Origin of the sequence: Acinetobacter baretiae (assembly GCF_015627105.1) — a bacterium.
Taxonomy (GTDB): Bacteria; Pseudomonadota; Gammaproteobacteria; order Pseudomonadales; family Moraxellaceae; genus Acinetobacter; species Acinetobacter baretiae.
This window is the reverse complement of record NZ_VTDM01000026.1, coordinates 1-19,022: the sequence shown is the minus strand read 5'-3', so window position 1 is coordinate 19,022 and position 19,022 is coordinate 1. Positions and strand designations below refer to the sequence as shown.

General features: G+C 38.6%; 15 protein-coding genes and 2 pseudogenes. 10 read left to right on the top strand and 7 right to left on the bottom strand.

The window, feature by feature from the left end; all coding sequences use genetic code 11:
• Positions 1-330: 330 nt before the first annotated feature.
• From I2F17_RS10310 to I2F17_RS10295, 4 genes are all read left to right on the top strand, one after another.
• Positions 331-894 (top strand): CC0125/CC1285 family lipoprotein, encoded by a 564-nt coding sequence (locus tag I2F17_RS10310; protein ID WP_196421803.1) that lies wholly within the window; start codon positions 331-333, stop codon positions 892-894.
• Positions 895-917: 23 nt separating this feature from the next.
• A complete protein-coding gene (locus tag I2F17_RS10305) occupies positions 918-2,228 on the top strand; it encodes a DUF445 domain-containing protein (protein WP_196421804.1) in 1,311 nt (436 codons plus the stop codon).
• Positions 2,229-2,337: 109 nt separating this feature from the next.
• Positions 2,338-3,504 (top strand): methionine aminotransferase, encoded by a 1,167-nt coding sequence (locus I2F17_RS10300; protein WP_211139833.1) that lies wholly within the window; start codon positions 2,338-2,340, stop codon positions 3,502-3,504.
• A 24-nt stretch (positions 3,505-3,528) separates the two neighbouring features.
• Positions 3,529-4,893 carry an MATE family efflux transporter gene (locus I2F17_RS10295; protein ID WP_211139832.1) on the top strand — a complete coding sequence of 455 codons (1,365 nt, stop codon included), beginning with the start codon at positions 3,529-3,531 and terminating at the stop codon, positions 4,891-4,893.
• An 18-nt stretch (positions 4,894-4,911) separates the two neighbouring features.
• Here the strand turns inward: I2F17_RS10295 and I2F17_RS10290 are convergent, their stop codons facing one another.
• Entirely contained in the window at positions 4,912-5,388 is a 477-nt protein-coding gene (locus I2F17_RS10290) for a GAF domain-containing protein (protein WP_196421806.1), read from the bottom strand.
• A gap of 254 nt (positions 5,389-5,642) precedes the next feature.
• On the opposite strand from I2F17_RS10290, the gene phoB reads away from it, so the two are divergent.
• The 5 genes from phoB to I2F17_RS10265 all read left to right on the top strand — a co-directional run bounded on the left by phoB (position 5,643) and on the right by I2F17_RS10265 (position 12,987).
• The gene (gene phoB, locus I2F17_RS10285) at positions 5,643-6,350 is read left to right on the top strand and encodes a phosphate regulon transcriptional regulator PhoB (RefSeq protein WP_196421807.1); all 708 of its coding nucleotides are present in this window, start codon (positions 5,643-5,645) and stop codon (positions 6,348-6,350) included.
• An 11-nt stretch (positions 6,351-6,361) separates the two neighbouring features.
• Positions 6,362-7,726 (top strand): phosphate regulon sensor histidine kinase PhoR, encoded by a 1,365-nt coding sequence (gene phoR / locus I2F17_RS10280; protein ID WP_211139831.1) that lies wholly within the window; start codon positions 6,362-6,364, stop codon positions 7,724-7,726.
• 20 nt (positions 7,727-7,746) lie between these two features.
• A complete protein-coding gene (locus I2F17_RS10275) occupies positions 7,747-8,097 on the top strand; it encodes a cyclin family protein (protein ID WP_196421809.1) in 351 nt (116 codons plus the stop codon).
• A gap of 177 nt (positions 8,098-8,274) precedes the next feature.
• Positions 8,275-9,363 (top strand): omptin family outer membrane protease, encoded by a 1,089-nt coding sequence (locus I2F17_RS10270; RefSeq protein ID WP_211139830.1) that lies wholly within the window; start codon positions 8,275-8,277, stop codon positions 9,361-9,363.
• Between the two features lie 141 nt (positions 9,364-9,504).
• Positions 9,505-12,987 (top strand): PAS domain-containing hybrid sensor histidine kinase/response regulator, encoded by a 3,483-nt coding sequence (locus I2F17_RS10265; protein ID WP_211139829.1) that lies wholly within the window; start codon positions 9,505-9,507, stop codon positions 12,985-12,987.
• A gap of 14 nt (positions 12,988-13,001) precedes the next feature.
• Here I2F17_RS10265 and I2F17_RS10260 read toward each other — a convergent pair whose 3' ends face one another.
• Positions 13,002-13,652: a response regulator gene (locus tag I2F17_RS10260; RefSeq protein ID WP_196421812.1), complete on the bottom strand. Its 651-nt coding sequence runs from the start codon at positions 13,650-13,652 to the stop codon at positions 13,002-13,004.
• Positions 13,653-14,076: 424 nt separating this feature from the next.
• Between I2F17_RS10260 and I2F17_RS10255 the strand changes: the two are divergent.
• A pseudogene (locus I2F17_RS10255) lies at positions 14,077-14,919 on the top strand (mechanosensitive ion channel family protein); the annotation flags it as partial.
• On the opposite strand, the gene I2F17_RS10250 reads toward I2F17_RS10255, so the two are convergent.
• From I2F17_RS10250 to I2F17_RS10230, 5 genes and pseudogenes are all read right to left on the bottom strand, one after another.
• Positions 14,916-15,620 (bottom strand): 16S rRNA (uracil(1498)-N(3))-methyltransferase, encoded by a 705-nt coding sequence (locus I2F17_RS10250; protein WP_211139827.1) that lies wholly within the window; start codon positions 15,618-15,620, stop codon positions 14,916-14,918. The pseudogene I2F17_RS10255 and the gene I2F17_RS10250 sit on opposite strands and share 4 nt — an antisense overlap.
• Positions 15,617-16,903, bottom strand: coding sequence for a 3-deoxy-D-manno-octulosonic acid transferase (locus I2F17_RS10245; RefSeq protein ID WP_211139826.1), 1,287 nt, complete (start codon positions 16,901-16,903; stop codon positions 15,617-15,619). The genes I2F17_RS10250 and I2F17_RS10245 overlap by 4 nt, the downstream gene beginning before the upstream one ends.
• A 122-nt stretch (positions 16,904-17,025) precedes the next feature.
• A complete protein-coding gene (locus I2F17_RS10240) occupies positions 17,026-18,096 on the bottom strand; it encodes an alkene reductase (RefSeq protein WP_211139825.1) in 1,071 nt (356 codons plus the stop codon).
• Between the two features lie 32 nt (positions 18,097-18,128).
• The gene (locus I2F17_RS10235; RefSeq protein WP_211139824.1) at positions 18,129-18,434 is read right to left on the bottom strand and encodes an ArsR/SmtB family transcription factor; all 306 of its coding nucleotides are present in this window, start codon (positions 18,432-18,434) and stop codon (positions 18,129-18,131) included.
• Positions 18,435-18,726: 292 nt separating this feature from the next.
• Positions 18,727-19,022: pseudogene (locus I2F17_RS10230) on the bottom strand (hypothetical protein); the annotation flags it as partial.

The window sequence follows — 19,022 nt, the reverse complement described above, 5'->3', positions numbered from 1 at the left end:
TAATTTATAGCCTAACTACTCACTGTTTCATTTTGTGGTAAAACACTTAAATATCAATAAAATTATAGAAAATACATCATGTATGATCTACACATCAAAGCATAGAAATATCTTGCATTTAAAGATACACAATTTCAGCATAAAATTCATTTTTTAATCCACAGACTTGCGTTAAATAACAAAGTAACATGACCATTTAAACATGACAGATCATGTAAAAATTAAACATCATTTAATCTACAACGTGAATCATCGTTATATTTTCACGTACTGAGCAAAAAGCATGACTATTTATTACGGCCTCTTCATTTCATCTTTCGGAGTCATTGCATGAATATCAAAACATATCTTGGCTTAGGCTTCAGTTCGTTGCTCATCATCACTGCATCAGGCTGTAGCACCTTTCAACCGATGACATTTAACCAACTTGGAAACTTTTCTACTTACCAACTCAATGAACAAACATTTCGTGTGAGTGCAAAAACCTCACCCAATATGAGCTATGGCACAACACAAGAAATCACACTGGTGAAAGCTGCGCAAATTACTCTACAACACGGCTTTACCTCTTTCAAAATACTCAACGACCCAAGTAGTACCAATCAACCCCCTAGACAAGCTATTGTTTATACAGCCCCGCCACCTGTATTTCACCCTTATGGCTTTTATGGCCCCCGTTCTGCATTATTTTGGAACGGGCCTTTAGATGATTTTACACAAGTCGTTAATATAGAGCCCAATGAGGTGGCGTATAGCATCATCTGTTATAAAAATACACAAAACATGCCAAATGATGCATTTAATGCAACACTGATTTTAAAATCACTCGGTGCAAAATATGGTGTGGCAGAAAATGGTGATATATTAAAACCAGACGTTAAAAAAACCTCATAATCACTCGCCTTTAGGACGCTGATATGACCTCAAATACGCAAACGCATCTAACCAACAGTTTACAACGAAGTAAACGTCTTGCCACAATTGCACTGATTATGGCCGTGGTTACATGGATAGCACTCATGATCAGCGCCAAATTTTTTCCACAATACAGTCAGTTACTGCATATACTCATGTTATCTGCTGAAGCAGGTGTGGTGGGTGGACTTGCTGACTGGTATGCCATTACAGTGCTATTTCGCAATCCATTTGGCCAATTCCCTATTCCACATTTTTTGCGTGACCATACCGAAATTATTCCAAGAAATAAAGCCCGTATTGCAGAGTCAATGGGACACTTTGTGCAAGAAAATTTTCTCTCACCTCAAGTGGTAGAAAAAAGTTTACAACAGACCAATCTGAGTCGCAGCTTAGGACAGTGGCTACAAAATCCAAAAAATAGTGGGCAAATCACGCAAATGATGCAACAAACACTGCCCCAAATTTTTAATTTTATTGAACAAGAAAAAATTGCTCAATTTATTCAAACCAACAGCTTACAGTGGCTTGAAAATACGCAAATCAACCAACTGGCCAGTGAAATGTTACATTCGATTTTAGACAATGACTTTCACGAAGAATTATTGCAACAAGGGTTAGACGGCGCACATGCATGGGTTTCGCAACACCCCAATCAGGTACGAGAAATAACCACCACACTGTTTAAAGAACTGGGGATTTTAAAGCTGTCTAAAGGTGCAAGTTTATTTGGGATAGACATGCAACAACGGACTGTAGATAGCTTTATGGAAAAGCTTGAACAAGTATTACAAGACCGTGAGCATCCATGGCGACAACATGTCGAACAATACGGTCAACGCCTCATGCTCGAATTACAAAATGAGCACAGTGAAACCAGTGAACGTTTAAATCAAAATAAAAATGCGCTACTGCAAAGTCCACAATTGATCAATTTTATGAGTAGCGCTGTCGTCATTTTATTTAATGCCATCAAAAGTGACTTGGCTAAAACAGATTCAGGCATTGCCAAAAATTTACAAGCAGCCATCGAAACATTGGGAGAAAATTTACTACAACACCAAGAAGTGGGTACGTTACTTAATCAGCGTTTAAGTACTTTGGCCACACATTTAAGTGATCGCTATAGCGATAAAGTGATTCGTTTTATTAGTGAACGTATTCACGAATGGGATTCAACAGATATGATCGCCAAAATTGAAAATGAAGTGGGTGGTGATTTACACATGATTCGAGTCAATGGTGTGATTGTTGGTGCATGTATTGGTTTGGTATTAGGTGCTATTCGTGCATTGGTTGACTATGCTTTTTAAGCAGTTCAATCATTCTAAGATACGCATTATTTTGGCTTGATGATCAAAAATCTGTAAAAAAACAAATGAAAATAGACTGACCACATATAATATTTAATAAGGATCATCCATGTTTCAAATCAGCCCCAAAGTACCACACACAGGTACAACTATTTTCTCTACGATGTCTGCCCTTGCACAGCGTTTAAATGCATTAAATTTATCTCAAGGGTTTCCTGATTTCTCTGCACCTAGCGCACTTATTCAAGCATTACATGATGCAACAACTCAAGGTTACAATCAGTATCCACCCGGTGATGGCCTACTTGGTTTACGTGAGCAAGTGAGTACTTTATTTACACAGCGAAATCCTTTGCTAACGCTTGACCCCCAAAACAACGTCACCATTACCTCTGGAGCAACCATTGCAATTCACTGTGCAATACAAGCTTTTGTTCATGCGGGCGATGAAGTCATTCTCTTTGACCCAAGTTATGACAGCTACGCACCCTCGATTGCATTGGTCGGTGCCACTGCTGTACATATCAACTTACAAGCACCTCATTTTGAGGTGGATTGGCAACAAGTGGTTGACGCCATTAATCACAAAACACGTATGATCATTGTCAACACACCACACAATCCAACAGGTGCTGTGTGGTCAAAACAAGATTGGTTAAATTTAATTAAAATCATTGAAAATCATAATATTATTGTTCTTTCAGATGAAGTCTATGAACACTTGGTTTTTGATCAAGAAAAACACTACAGTGCAATCGATTTCCCTGAACTACGCGAAAGAAGTATTGTGATTGGATCATTTGGCAAAAGCTTTCATGTGACAGGATGGAAAACAGGCTATTGCGTTGCAACTACACAACTCATGCAACCATTTCGACAAATCTACCAATTCGCCAGTTTTTGTGGAGTTGCACCTGTACAAATGGCACTGCATCAATTTATACAACAACATCCCGCGCATTTAGCGCAGTTGTCAGCCTTCTACCAAGCCAAACGTGACTTTTTTTTGGCGGGACTAAAATCATCTCACTTCACATGGACTGCAAGTCAAGGAACATACTTTCAAACCCTTGATTATACAAAAATTCAGCCCAAACTTAACGATGTGCAAATGTGTCAATATTTGGCAGAACAGCATAAAATTGTGGCGATTCCTTTGTCGGCATTTTATAAAAATCCGCCATCATCACTACGATTATTGCGTTTTTGTTTTGCAAAACAAGACGCCACACTTTCAAAAGCAACACACATTTTATCTGCATGTGAGTTAGCATAAAACATTCCTACATTGGCGCACATCATGAGCAAATCCCTAATGGCAAATAACAAACCATTGTTTCAAACATTTATTTTGTTTGTATTGCCACTCATTGCGACCAATATTTTGCAAAATCTTTCTGGAACAATTAATACCATTTTTGTCGGTCAAATGCTTGGCGTACATGCAGTGGCTGCCATTGCGGTTTTTTTTCCAATTCTGTTTAGTATGATGGCGTTTATTATTGGATTGTCATCAGGCGCAAGTGTATTGGTGGGTCAAGCATGGGGAGCAAAAGATTTAGCAAAAGTTAGAAAAGTCGTGGGTACAACATTATTTATGACACTCATTTTAGGAACATGTATTGCCATATTAGGAGGTACATTTACACCTCAAATTGTACAGTTTTTAGGTGTTCCTCTTGATGTACAACATTTATCTATTCCTTATGTACGCGCCATGTTATTTGGTAGTCCTCTTATCTTTATTTATATTATTTATACCTCTTTATTACGGGGTGTCGGCGACAGTTTAACGCCTCTTTTTGCTTTAATCATGACATGCCTTATTGGTTTGGTGGTGACCCCCACACTCATCAAAGGCTATTTAGGCTTGCCACAATTAGGCACTATGGCACCTGCTGTGGCTTCTATTTTAAGTAATATTGCCGTTTTGATCTTTTTAATTCTCTATTTGAATTATAAAAACCATGCGCTTAAACCCAATCTTGCTCTCCTGAAAGACATTAGATTCAATCGCAAATTAGGCCCACAAGTGCTAAAGCTTGGAATCCCAACAGGCATTCAAATGATTACGACCTCTTTATCTGGTTTGGTCATTATGCGTTTGATTAATTCTTTTGGCGCAAACGCAACCGCAGCCTATGGTGCGATTAATCAAGTGATGAATTACATTCAGTTTCCTACACTGTCTGTGGCCATAGCAGCTTCTATTTTTGCCTCTCAAGCCATTGGCGCTGGAAAAAGTGACCAACTTGAGCAAGTGACTAAAACAGCAATACTCACAAGTGTGGGGATTACAGGGACATTAGTGGTGATTGCTTACATCAGTGCAGATCATTTATTGCAATTATTTTTAACCGACCCTCAGGTCATTGTATTAGGCAAAACTTTATTGTACACCGTACTGTGGTCTATTTTATTTTTTGGCATGAGTACTGTATTTTCTTCTATTATGCGTGCTTCAGGTACTGTCAATATACCAATGTTGATTAATATAGGGACAATTTTATGTATTGAATTGCCTTGCGCTTATATATTTAGTCACTTTTTTGGACTACAAGGCATTTGGGTGGCCTATGCCTTGTCTTTTGTCTGTTTAAGTGTACTTCAGTATGGTTATTATCGTTTCGTTTGGAAGAAAAAGCCCATTCAACGCCTTGTATAACTCTACTGAATGTATTGCTTAGGTATGATCTAATAAAGCGACAATTTGACGCAGATATTTTTCGTCTGTCGCATCAAAATTAGACAAATGTGCGCTATCTATGTCTAACACACCAATACACGCTTGACCTGAAAACATAGGTAATACTATTTCTGAACGAGACTCAGAACTACATGAAATATGACCTGAAAATTGTTCTACATCATCCACAATAAGTACTTCTTGCTGTTTCCATGCTGTGCCACATACTCCACGACCATATGCAATACGAGTACAGGCAATCGGGCCTTGAAATGGGCCAAGCACTAACTCTTGTGATTTAACCAAATAAAAACCGACCCATAACCAATTAAATTGTGATTTTAATGCAGCAGCCACATTGGCCAAATTGGCAATTAAATCTGGCTCACCATCTATTAATCCACGAATTTGTGGCAAAATATTTTCATACTGCTCAACTTTATCGCCTTGTACCAGATTTAACGTTTCTGCCATCATTTTTTCCTTTTAAAAAACTAAATTAAATATTTTTTGATTCATTTTTAAAAAAATATATAAATATCATTTATATAACATATTTTTTACCAAAAAAATCTACAATTTTCACCTGAATTTCATCAAAACTACTTCAACTTGTCATAAAAAAATAGGCTAAAATTTAAATGACATGATGATTGCAATAATACTGTCATAATAAATCTTTGTAATAGCCCGAAGTTCATAAAAGATTCATATAGGATATTACAGCCATGAAAGAGGATTACATTTTAATTGTCGATGATGAACTACCCATTCGTGAGATGATTCATACCTCTCTCGACATGGCTGGTTTCCAATGTCTGCAAGCAGAAGATGCCAAACAAGCACACCAAATCATTGTAGATCGCAGACCATCGCTCATCTTACTTGATTGGATGCTCCCTGGGGGGCTAAGCGGTGTTGAATTATGTTACCGTTTAAAGCGAGATGAAACACTCTCTGAAATTCCTGTCATTATGCTCACCGCACGTGGTGAAGAAGATCATAAAGTACAAGGTCTAGATGCTGGTGCAGATGATTACATGACCAAACCATTTTCTACTCGAGAGCTCATCTCACGGATTAAAGCCGTGCTTCGACGTTCAAATGCACTTAGCGGTGATAAAGTCATTGATGCCAATGGTCTAATTTTAGACCCTGTCAGTCAACGTGTGAGCTTCAGTGACAGTATTATTGAAATGGGGCCAACAGAATACCGCCTGCTGTCATTTTTTATGACTCACTCAGAACGTGCCTATACACGTGCACAACTTCTTGACCATGTGTGGGGCGGTAGCGTGTATATTGAAGACCGTACCATTGATGTACATATTCGTCGTTTGCGTAAAATCTTAGAGCCTTTTGGCGTAGATAAGTTTGTACAAACTGTACGAGGTACAGGATACCGTTTTTCTACTCGCACAGATGCATTAAACTAAGATTTAAAACTATGTATGAACACTACCCAACGCCAGAAATCAGTCGCGAATATAAAAATTATCGCTATAGCAGTCTGTGGATCTATGCAAAACAAGACATCAGATTACTCAGTTTTTTTTTAGTGATTGCAGGTCTGATTGGCGTTGGAATAGGCTATTTGTGGGTTTGTCTTACCCTCGCCATTTTTTTATGTATTGGCTTAAGATTACGTGCCTTATATTTAATTAATGACTGGATTTCACATCGGCCCTATGACATGCCACCGAACGTACCAGGTTTATTTGGAGCATTGGCATTTAATATTTATAGAGCACAACGCCAAGAGCGTGTTGTACAAGCAGACATGGTCACGCTCATCGACCGTGCACAGTCATCTTTATTTGCCCTTGCAGAAGCTGTTATTATTACAGATGAACTACATCAAATTGAATGGTGGAACCCAGCTGCAGAACGCTTACTTGGCATTAAACAACAAGATAAACATAATAACTTACTCGGAATTTTACGCCAGCCAATCTTTGTTGAATATTTTCACGACATGGAACAACACCCAGATGGCATAAAAATGCAATCTTCGGTGTTTGAAAACCATCATGTACAAATTAAACTGACTCGATTTGGTACAGAAAGTCGTTTGTTGGTGGCTTATGATGTGACTCGTGTACACAACCTCGAGCAAATGCGCAAAGACTTTGTCGACAATATTTCACATGAGTTACGTACACCACTTACGGTACTCAGTGGCTATTTAGAAACCTTCACCGATCAAGATAATTTTAATCCTAAGTGGAAACGTGCCTTTGATCAAATGCAGTCACAAACACGACGCATGAATGCATTGGTCAATGACTTGTTATTATTATCACGGCTTGAAAATGACCGTAAAATGGCAAAAAATCAAATTGTAGACATGCCCGCACTCATGACGCAATTATTTGATGATGCCCAAGCCTACAATACTGAATACGGCCATATGCTCAATTTAGACATTGATAGCCACTGTGATCTGATTGGTTCAGATATGGAACTTGCCAGTGCTTTTGGTAACTTAATTACCAATGCCATTAAGTACACGCCTAAAGGTAGTGGTACAATCACCATCGGTTGGCATGACGACCAAGAAAATGGCTACTTCACCGTACAAGACAACGGAATTGGGATTGACCTCAAACACTTGCCTCGCCTCACCGAGCGATTTTATCGCGTTGATAGTGCACGTAGTCGACAAACAGGAGGGACAGGGTTGGGGTTGGCAATTGTAAAACACGTACTCATGCAACATGGTGCATATCTTGAAATAGAATCCCAAGTCCAGCAAGGCTCTTGTTTTAAAGCTATTTTTCCTAAAGATCGTCTTTGCCAAAATGAAAACTAGTCTATTTACAGGCAAAGATTATGTCTAAAAAAAAGTACCTCCTTTCAGCATTAGCGATTATATGTCTACTGATTGCGAGCACCATTTATGTGATGAATAAGTATCCATCAGAAGAAGAAAAAGCATATCACCGCATTGCGATGTGTTATGTGATTGAGCATCGAGAAATTCAAGCAGATAATCCAGAATTGATTGCATTTTTTAATAAAGTGGCTCAAGGAGGAGTTCCTGACTACGCACTGAACAAACCTAAAATTTATGATGATTTTGCTCGTGAGCTGATCAACTATTATTTAAAACTATCTCCCCAACAACAACAAGAGGTCAAATCAGACCGTCAAAGTTGTGATCGAATTTTAAAAGGTGCATAACGTCATCTGAACATCACAGTAATATACTTTAAACTGAGCAGGTATAGACCAGCTCAGTTTACTTTTTTTACCTGATATTTTTCTTAAAAAAATAGCGCTGACAGCTGTACAAAATATATCTAATTTGTTTGTTTTTTGTTAAAGTATACGCGTGTATACATTTGAGTCAAAAGTACAATGTATTTTAAAATCAAAAAATTAAATTACTTTATCGTTATTGGTTTATGTCAGATTAGTTTTGCATTTGCTGAAGAAAATCCAGCCACAATGTCAGTTGAACAAACCACACCTCAGCTTGAAAACTTACAAGAAATTGAAATTTTAAAAGAGGTTCAAATTACCACTCTCCCACGTTCTCATATGGCATATGATGAATCTATTGGAGAAATAGTCACAAAACCTGCAACGACGTTTAGTATTGCTCCATCAATGCTTACAGGTGGTCAAGGTAAAGAATTTGTTTTTGCCGAGAACTATTCAGATCAAGTGAGTTTTTTAAATTGGGAAATTAAAAATGTTCCCATTATTAAAGCCGATTTCACATGGAATATTTCACCGAATTTAAGTTTAAATATCAATGGGTGGACAACAGTCGGCAAAAAAACGGTCACCATGAATGACTATGACTGGCGAGACCCTGCCAATCGTTCACTGGTTACAGATTGGTCAAATCACCCAAATACATCTCTTAACGCAGCCAGTAAGTTAGATTTCAATTTTACGTATTGGTTGTTGCAAAAATCCAATTACAATATTGGGGCCATTTTAGGCTATGAACGCAGTCAGTTTAGTTGGAGCGCACGAGGCGGACGTTACCAATACGGACTGTCAGATCAATACGGTAATTATATTGATGGTACTGCACAAGCCGATCGTGGTTCATTCCCCGACGATCAACTGGGTATTGGCTATAAACAAAAATTTAGTTTGTATTATTTAGGCCTCACTGCAAATTATAGATATAACAACTATGAAATTGGGGCCACTGCAAAAATGAGCCCATGGGTAAAATCTAGCGATCAAGATGAACATTACGTGCGTAATCTCACGTTTTATGAAAAAGCTGAAGATTCTGAGTTTTACTCAGTCACGCTCAATGCAGGCTATTATATTTCACCACGTATTAAATTATTTACAGAAATTACGTGGAATGAATATAAATTTGCACATGCCAAAACAACGATTAAAGGCTACAACTATGAAGGCAATGCAGGCATTTCATCACGTTATTATAATTTAGGTATGGGTGCGCAATACATCTTTTAAAAATTATGCTCACGTGAAATTTCGCCCGTTTTTACGTGAGCATTGACTTTTACTGTAAATCCTACAGAAAAATTATTCAAAACAGCGCATTTGAACCAAGTTCAGTTATCATACTTTTATCCTTTTGAACCTATAAAACAGATGAACAGCTGGCTCATTATTGCAATACTTATTCTTTACATCGTTTTTTTATTTTTATGTGCATTTTTTGGCGAAAAATATGCCTCACATTTAAATTCAAAAGGTAGAGTTTTACTTTTTAGTCTCACCTTAGGCGTGTACTGTTCGTCATGGACATTTTATGGTGCAACTGGCGATGCTGTTCAGCAAGGTATGAATTATTTTGCCATTTATTTGGGGCCCTTGCTTTTTATTGCTTTTGGTTATGATATTTGGCGACGTTTAGGTCATATTCGTCAACACCATGCGATTGCGTCTATTTCCGATTTTATTTCAGCACGTTATGGTAAAAGTGCAACGTTGGCCTCACTCATTACCTTACTTTCTGTCATTGGTACCGTACCTTATCTGGCACTTCAATTACGCGCCATTGCGATGAGCACTGCAACCATTTTACCTGAAACACATACCATTCAAAACACAACCAATATTGTTCTTTTTCTAACCGCCATTTTGGTGATGCTTTCGATGTTATTTGGTACTCGACAAATTTCAAATACCGAACAACATGGTGGCCTGATGCTTGCAGTGGCTGTCGAATCTTTTGTCAAATTGGTCGCTTTATTGTGTGTGGCCATCTTTTTTATTGTACAAGACCCACAAAGTTTGCCTCAAATTAGCCATGATTTAAAACAACAATATAGCCATATTCAAAATGTTGGGCTACCTAGTAGTTTTTGGGTACAAACCATCTTAGCCGCACTGGCCATGTTTTGTTTACCTCGGCAATTTCATGTTGGTGTAGTGGAACTTCGTGATGAAACACATATTAAAGGCGCAAGAAAATGGTTTTCAGCCTATCTTATTATCACTGCAATCGCTATTTTCCCCATCGCAAGTTGGGCATTACACCATCAATATGAGCACATTGGTATCGGTGATTTGGCTGTATTAACTTTACCATTAAGTTATCAAAATGAATGGTTGTCTTTATTGGCATTTCTAGGTGGTTTTTCTGCATCGACAGGCATGTTATTGGTGTCTTCTGTTGCAATTTCCACCATGTTGAGTAATGACTTAATTATGCCTGCCTTGTGGCGTTTTGGCGTAATCTCACGGCACAATAACAAACTGCCTGCTGTACTCAAAATTGCGCGCCGTCTTTGCATTGTTTTTGTGATGCTTCTTGGTTTTTCGTTTTATCATGTCTTTGACAACGTCACTCAATTGTCTGTTTTAGGTTTATTGGCATTTAGTGCCGTGGCACAATTTGCTCCTGCTCTTATTGGTGGTTTGTATTGGCGTAGTGGTAGTAAGCGTGGGGTCTATGCAGGCCTGACCGCAGGATTTTTACTGTGGACATATACCCTATTCATTCCCACGCTGATCAAATATGTTTTTTTGAATACTCCACACGACCACTCTTCCCTATTAAACGATGGTTTATTTGGGATTTATTTATTACGTCCTGAAGCAATACTGGGTTTTGAATATTTATCACCACTCACTCATGGCGTTATTTGGTCTTTAGGTTTAAATATTGTCTTTTATATTTGGATTTCTCGTCTTTATAGACCGAGCGTAGCAGAACAAATTCAGGCAGAAAGTTTTTTTTATTACGATCAAAAACTTCAAACATCTACGCAACCGAGCGACTCTTTTTATACTCATCAAGATGGTGCCCGACTCAAAATAGGTGATCTATTAACACTAGCGAGTCGAATTACAGGTGAAGACAATACAAAACGAGCATTTCAACAATTTTGCAAACATAATGCACTGATTTTAAATACCAACCAAGTGGCCAATGGTATGTGGTGGAACTTCACCGAACAATATCTTGCCAGCAGTATTGGTGCAGCATCGGCACGAACCTTATTAAAAACGGCTTTAGCACATAATGGTTTAGGCGTTGCGCAGGTCGCTAACATTTTAGACCAAGCATCACAGTGGCAACGTTTTCATCAAAACTTACTCATGACCATGATTAATCATATGACTCAAGGGGTCAGTGTTGTTGATAAAAACATGTGCCTTGTCGCTTGGAATACACAGTATATTAAATTGTTTGATTACCCCAAAGAATTGATTTATGTTGGCTGTCCAATTGCAGATCTGATTCGCTACAATGCCATGCGTGGAGATTGTGGGCCAGGATCAGTTGAAGAGCATGTCAGAAAACGAATTCATTGGATGCAAGTTGGAAGTGCGCATGAATTTGAACGTGTCAGAAAAGATGGCCGAGTCATTCAAATTCGTGGAAATGCCATTCGAGGCGGAGGCTTCGTTGCCACATTTGCCGACATTACCGCCTTTAGGGAAAATGAAGCCATACTCGAAGCCAGAGTACAAGATCGTACGCAACAACTGGCCGATGCCTTAGCGGAGCAAAAGCTTGCAAGACAACAAGCAGATACGGCAAATTTATCTAAAAGTCGATTTATTGCTGCGGCAAGCCACGATTTATTACAACCGATGCATGCAGCACGTTTATTTAGTACAGCACTAGAACAAAGTGTTCATACGCCTGAAGATCAGCATACTCTACAACAGCTCGACCGTGCTTTACATGGCGCAGAAAGTATGTTGTCTGCACTACTTGATATTGCACGCTTAGAAGGTGCAAGCATTCAACCACAACGTCAGGCCTACCCATTACACGATTTACTCAGCGATCTAGAAATGCAATTTAAATCTATTGCAGCACAGCGAAATATTCAATTTAAAGTGCATGATGCACAGTTTTGGATTGATACAGATCAACAGTGGATTCGTCGTATTATTCAAAACTTTGTGAGTAATGCCTTACGGTACACAGCACGTGGTAAAGTCATTGTGGGTGTATTGCGCTCCGCTTCAAGAGCCAACCACATTCGTATTGGCGTGTGGGACACAGGCCCCGGCATTGCAGAAGCTCAGCGAATTAAACTATTTCAAGAGTTCGAGCGATGTGGCCATACTTCTCCTTGGGGAGAACAAGGCCTTGGACTTGGACTAGCCATCGTGCAACGTATGACACGTATGCTTGATTACCCGGTATATGTTTACTCCACGTTAGCGCATGGTTCATGCTTTATGGTTGAAGTTCCACTTACAGCCCCCCCTAAAGCCAACACACAACCAATGGCACGTACAGTCACGCATAATGCTTGCTACAATATTTTATGTTTAGACAATGATGAAGCCATTTTAGAAGGTATGCTCACTTTACTCACAAAATGGGGACATCGTGTCTACAAAGCTAGAGAACCTGAAGAAGCAGAACAGTTGATTCGGCAACATCGTATTGAAGTGTGGCTCATTGACCAACATTTAAATCAAAATAAACGTGGCTTAGATTTTATTGAAAAAAACCGTCAATCACAGGTGGCTGTTGCACTCATTACCGCAGACTCTGATCCAGATCTACCACAAAAGCTGAAACAACAGCAGATTACTTTACTTAAAAAACCACTCAAGCCCGCATCAATGCGAGCTTGGCTGTCTGGACTCAAATTTGATTAAATATTAATATCGAATTACATTTTTTTGTCTTGAATGTTCAGCACACTGATTGCAAGCACAGCTTGTGTTCGATTCTGTACATTCAATTTTCTAAAAATAGCCGTCACATGCGCTTTAATCGTCGCTTCTGACACATCTAATTCATAGGCAATTTGTTTATTGAGCAGTCCTTCAGCGACCATCATCAGTACTCTGAATTGTTGTGGGGTCAGCGACTGAATACGGGCAGCCAGTGCAGTTTCATCGGCAGTACATACTTCAACATGATTATGATGAGGTAAATTAGGTGGTAACCATAAGTCACCTTCAGATACAGCCTGTATGGCCTCGGTAATTAAATGTGGATTTGCCGATTTTGGAATATACCCCATTGCACCATGTGTCATGGCACGATGAATAATACTCACCTCTTCATGTGCAGATACCACAATAATTGGAATACTCGGATACTGCGCACGTACATGCACCAATGCAGAGAAACCAGATGCACCCGGTAAATTTAAATCAAGCAACACCAAATCTGGTTCTGCACCACTTTCTAAGTAGGCATAAAACTCTTTCACTGTCGCCGTTTCTTTAATTTGCGCCAATGGAAAGCCCTGACGCACAGCCTGAATGAGCGCATGGCGAAATAATGGGTGATCATCAACGATTAATATATTCATAAGCGCTTAGCCATACCTATTAAAAATGATCAGTCATATTCATGTTCTGATCAAAGAGTTTACTTCATACCCTGAATATTACATTTTTTTCTTATGCGATATTTGTTTTTTTAATTTTTTTTAATCATAAAAATCAATTTCATGGCTGAATACAACAAAAACATGGACTTAAAACTCAATATTGAGACAAAACCACCCTCTTCACAATGACAACCCATCTTTTTTTAACGCATCATCAAAAACGTATACACCATGGTTATTTTCACAGCATTTTGTAATTAACTATTTAAATTTATTCAGAGTTTAAGGCACAATGTTACTTTAATTTTTCGGGAACTTGACCGTGGCAGAAGAAAAAACAAATTCGGTGGCAAACCTTGCCCACAATGTCAGTGCACAGACACAAGCCATCTTTAATGAAAACAGTAAATACCATGATGCCTACCAAACCATAGATAAAATTGTGGCAGGCTTTTGGGAACGCGTACCTTATCTTTGTATTGCCATTATTGTCTTTATTATTTTTTGGTTTTTATCCAAATTTTTTAAACTGTTTGTGGTTCGCGCACTATCAAATCGACCGTATGCAAAACAAAACCTTGTTTTAGTCCTCAACCGAGTCGGTAGTACATTTATTGTATTTTTTGGATTTTTGATTGCGTTAGTGATTGCCATTCCTGGTTTTTCACCGGGACAATTGATGAGCGCACTCGGAATTGGTTCGGTGGCCATTGGTTTTGCATTTAAAGATATTTTCCAAAACCTACTTTCAGGCATTTTAATTCTGCTTGGTGAACCCTTCCGTATTGGCGATGCCATTGTGTGTAATGGGCTTGAAGGTACCGTTGAAGATATTCAAATTCGAGCAACAACCTTACGCTCTTATGATGGTCGTCGCCTTGTGATTCCAAATGCCACTGTATATACAAGTTCGATTACTGTTGTTACTGCATATACCCAACGCCGTTGTGAAGTCAACGTGGGAATTGGTTATGAAGACGATGTTCACAGAGCAAAAGAGGTCGTCACAAATATATTACAAGCGCATAAGAATGTTTTAAATCAACCTGCAAGTTTGGTCAATGTTACCGCATTGGGTGATTTTGCCATTAATTTAAATATTCGCTGGTGGATTGATACCACTAAAACAAACACTTTAACTTCAGCCAGTGAAATTCAAGAACAAATTGTGCTTGAGTTTAACAAACACGGCATTAGTATTCCTTACCCAATTCAAGAGCAAATTTCACAAACTCCACATGCTTAAATCGATAAAGCCCCTAAAATATAAGGGATAGCGGTTTCAGTGCGTAAAATTCGGTTGCCTAAACTCATTATTTGGCAGCCGTTTTTTTTAAATAACTCAATCTCATACTCAATAAACCCACCTTCAGGGCCAATCACCAAGCAACATGGTTCATTCATCTGTTGATGCGTCTGTTCAGCGTATGGATGAGCTACATATACAGCACGATCATCACACATAAGTTCAGGCAATATATCTTCAACAAAAGGCTTAAAACGCCGATATAACTGTACTTGTGGCGCAACCGTATCTCCTGCTTGCTCTAAACCAAGCGTAATATAGTCATCAATTTGCGTTAACAATGGACTTTGCCAATAGCTTTTATCAACACGGTAACTATGCAATAAAATAATATGCTCTACCCCAAGCGTGACCGCATCCACGATGATACGACGTAAAACTTTAGGTCTAGGTAGGGCTAAAATTAAAGTAATTTTACGTTTTTCAGGTATGGTTTGAGCGGTTAAAATACATACGTCGACCGTATCTTTATGTAATGCAATCACTCGTGTTAAATAACGCTGTCCATCTCGAATTCCTATTTTTAGCGTATCACCCACATGTAATTTCAAATGGTTTTGAATATGCTGAACTTGTCGAGGTTCATTGATGGTTAAAGTGGATTTGATTTGAGTATTTTTCGGTAAAAGAACAATATTCATGCTTTGGATAAAAACCGATCAATTAAGGCAATATGGCGTTGTAAAGCACCTTGATTTTGCTCAAATACTGCATTGGCTTGTAACACCATCGTATTGCGTGCAGCTTGATGCTGTGACAGATACATTAAACGCTCAGCCGTGTGTGTGGCTGTATCAACAATCTCTACCGCGTGTTGGGCAACAAACTCATCGACTATGGTTTGAAAGTTAAAATAGTTTTTGCCAAGTATCGTAGCGACACCAAGTGCTATGGGTTCTAAAATATTATGTCCGCCCCCGGGCTCGTTCAATGAACCTCCAACATAAGCCACATCGGCCAAAGCATACCACAACCATAATTCACCCATGCTATCTGCCAAATAGACTTGAGTATCGAGATCGACGGCTTGGTTTAAACTACGTTTTTTCATAGTCAGCCCCAACTGTTGTATCTCTAAAGCAACAGAGGTAAAACGCTCTGGGTGTCTTGGTACAACAATGCACAATATACTTGGATCTTGTTTTAAATACTGACTTAAGGCATGCAAAATAGTCTGTTCTTCAGGTGCATGTGTACTTGCAAGAACAAGAACTTTGCGTTGTTTTAATTGCCATTGTGCATATAAATCATGAGCAGTAGAAGCAACCCACGTGGGTGCATGAATATCAAATTTAATATTGCCCATCACTTGCATCGTGTGTACATCTTTCCCCAATGTTTCAAAGCGCTGTAAGGTTGCTTGATCTTGGGCAGCAATCCAACTTAACTGCTGTAACATGGGTTGGGTTAAACGTTTAAAACGGGCATAACCTTGGGCAGATTTTGCAGATAAACGAGCATTGAGCAATAACGTTGCAATGCCTTGTTCATGCAAACAAGACAACAAATTTGGCCATAATTCGGTTTCCATGAGCAACACAAGTTTAGGCTGATACACGGCTAAAAACTGTAGAATATTTTGACGCAAATCGGCAGGTAGAAAAACGGCTTGAAAGTGTTCAGGATATTTATCCTCAAACAATGCTTTGGCTCTCGCTTGCCCTGTTTTGGTTGTATTAGTCACCAAAACGGTTTGGCCTTGTGCTAAATAGTGCTCAATTAAAGGCTGAGCTGCATTGGTTTCCCCCACAGATACAGCATGAAACCAAAGACTCTGTATATGTTTTGGTGCAGTAAAAGGACCGAATCGTTCAGACAATTCTTGTTGTAATGCTTGAGCGTGTACTGCTCTTTTTTTGATTCGAGAGCGATATAATGGCTGAATAAATGTTAAAGCCATGTGATACCAAAACGGAGGGCGCAAGACAGATCCTATAGCAACAGCAAATAAACACTAGTATAAAACAATCTAATCGAAGAAAGTGCTGTTTTTTAATTGAGCACTTGATGCAAACGCCTATGATCTAGGCGTTTGCAAAGGTCTATTTATCCATGAGTGCTCAATGTTGGATAGTCTGTATAGCCTTTATTTAGATCATCATTAGACGGATATAAGGTATTAAAATCGACTTCATTCAGTGGTAAATCATGTTCTAAACGTTCAAGCAAATCTGGATTTGCAATAAATAATTGACCAAATGCAACCGCATCTGCACTTTTATTTTCCAACAATGTGTTTGCAGAAGATGCTGTTAATTTTTCATTGGCAATCCAAACCCCGTTAAACTGTGGACGCAATACAGGGCTAATGCTGTCTTCCGATTGATATTCTCGTGCAAATACAAATGCAATATGTCGTTGGCTGAGCTGTTGCATCACATAACCAAACGTTTGTACTGGATGATCATCATGCATATCATGAGAATCACCTCGTGGTGCAATATGTACTCCTACACGGCCTGCGCCCCACACATCAATCAGTACATCAACAACTTCCAATAATAAACGCGCTCGATTTTCTAATGTTCCACCATATTGGTCTGTCCGTTGATTTGTACCGCTTTGTAAAAACTGATCAATTAAATAACCATTTGCTGCATGTAATTCTACACCGTCAAAACCCGCTTCTTTTGCAAACAGTGCTGCTTGTTTATATTTTGCGATAATGACTTGAATTTCTTCAACGGCTAGAGCTCGTGGGGTTACATATGGGCGCTTTGGACGCAACAAACTGACATGCCCTTCAGGTTGTATGGCACTTGGTGCAACAGGCATATGACCTGACAAAAACTCAGGGTCAGAAATTCGACCAACATGCCACAATTGCGCAAAAATTTTTGCACCTTGTTCATGTACTGCTTGAACAATAGGTGTCCATGCTTTCGCTTGCTCACTATTCCACAAGCCAGGAGTATTGCTATATCCCACAGCATCTTCAGAAATTACCGTTGCTTCTGTCAGCATTAGCCCCGCGTTAGCACGCTGACGGTAATATTCAACCATCACGTCTGTAGGAATACGCTCGCTATTACTTCTAGAGCGTGTTAGTGGTGCTAAAACTAAGCGATTTTTGAGTTCAAGATCACCCATTTTTAAGGGAGTATTTAAGATTGACATCGTATTTTTTCCATAGAGTTATTCAAATATATTTACAACGTATCTTTCAAATCATTGATATATTGTTCAATGATTACTTCATTCCTCGAAAAATAAGACCACTGTCCATATTTTCTTACCTCAACCAAACCTGAATTTTGTAATATCGCCAAATGCTTCGACATGGTTGACTGTGCAACATGACCTTTTTTTTCAATATGTCCTGCACACACGCCTACACTGTTGCTTTCAGTACATACATTCAATTGTGAAAAATATTGTTCTGGGTATTTTAACCACAATAAAATCTGCCGACGTAAAGGGTGAGCTAACGCTTTACTGATTAAATTTATATCCATTACACCATCATTTTTAAGAATCAAAGAGAAATAAGGCGATAAGACCTTTAATATATCGTATTTTAACAATAAGTGTATCGCAAAATAACGATATAATTGCATAATAACAATAATTCATTTAAATTCAATTTTATTTTTGGCACATTAAGCAACACCTTATTTTTGCTCATATTTTCAATAGAATTTAGGGTTTACAATTACAGTTCCATCTAAACAAATTGCGGTGTATTTATCTCCTTGATAATTATACTTCGTAAGAAAATACAAGGTTTTGACGTGACATATTGTTCCCCTATAAAACTTTTAAGTGATTAATTTGCTTGAGTACTTTACTTTGAATGATTTGCCAATCTTTTAAATGCACCGCTTGATAACGCACATCTATATTGACATGCGTATCTTCAGATAAAATAAACCACTGATTGCAATGGCGTGCTTTTGGATACTGTGATCGATCGTCACAAGTGATGAGTGTACTCACATCTCCTTTGCTGTTGTAGCCAACATATATATCTGTTGTATCCTCGTAACCATAACTTTCTATCCATCTAGGATGGGGCTTATATTTTTGCAATCCATATACATTTT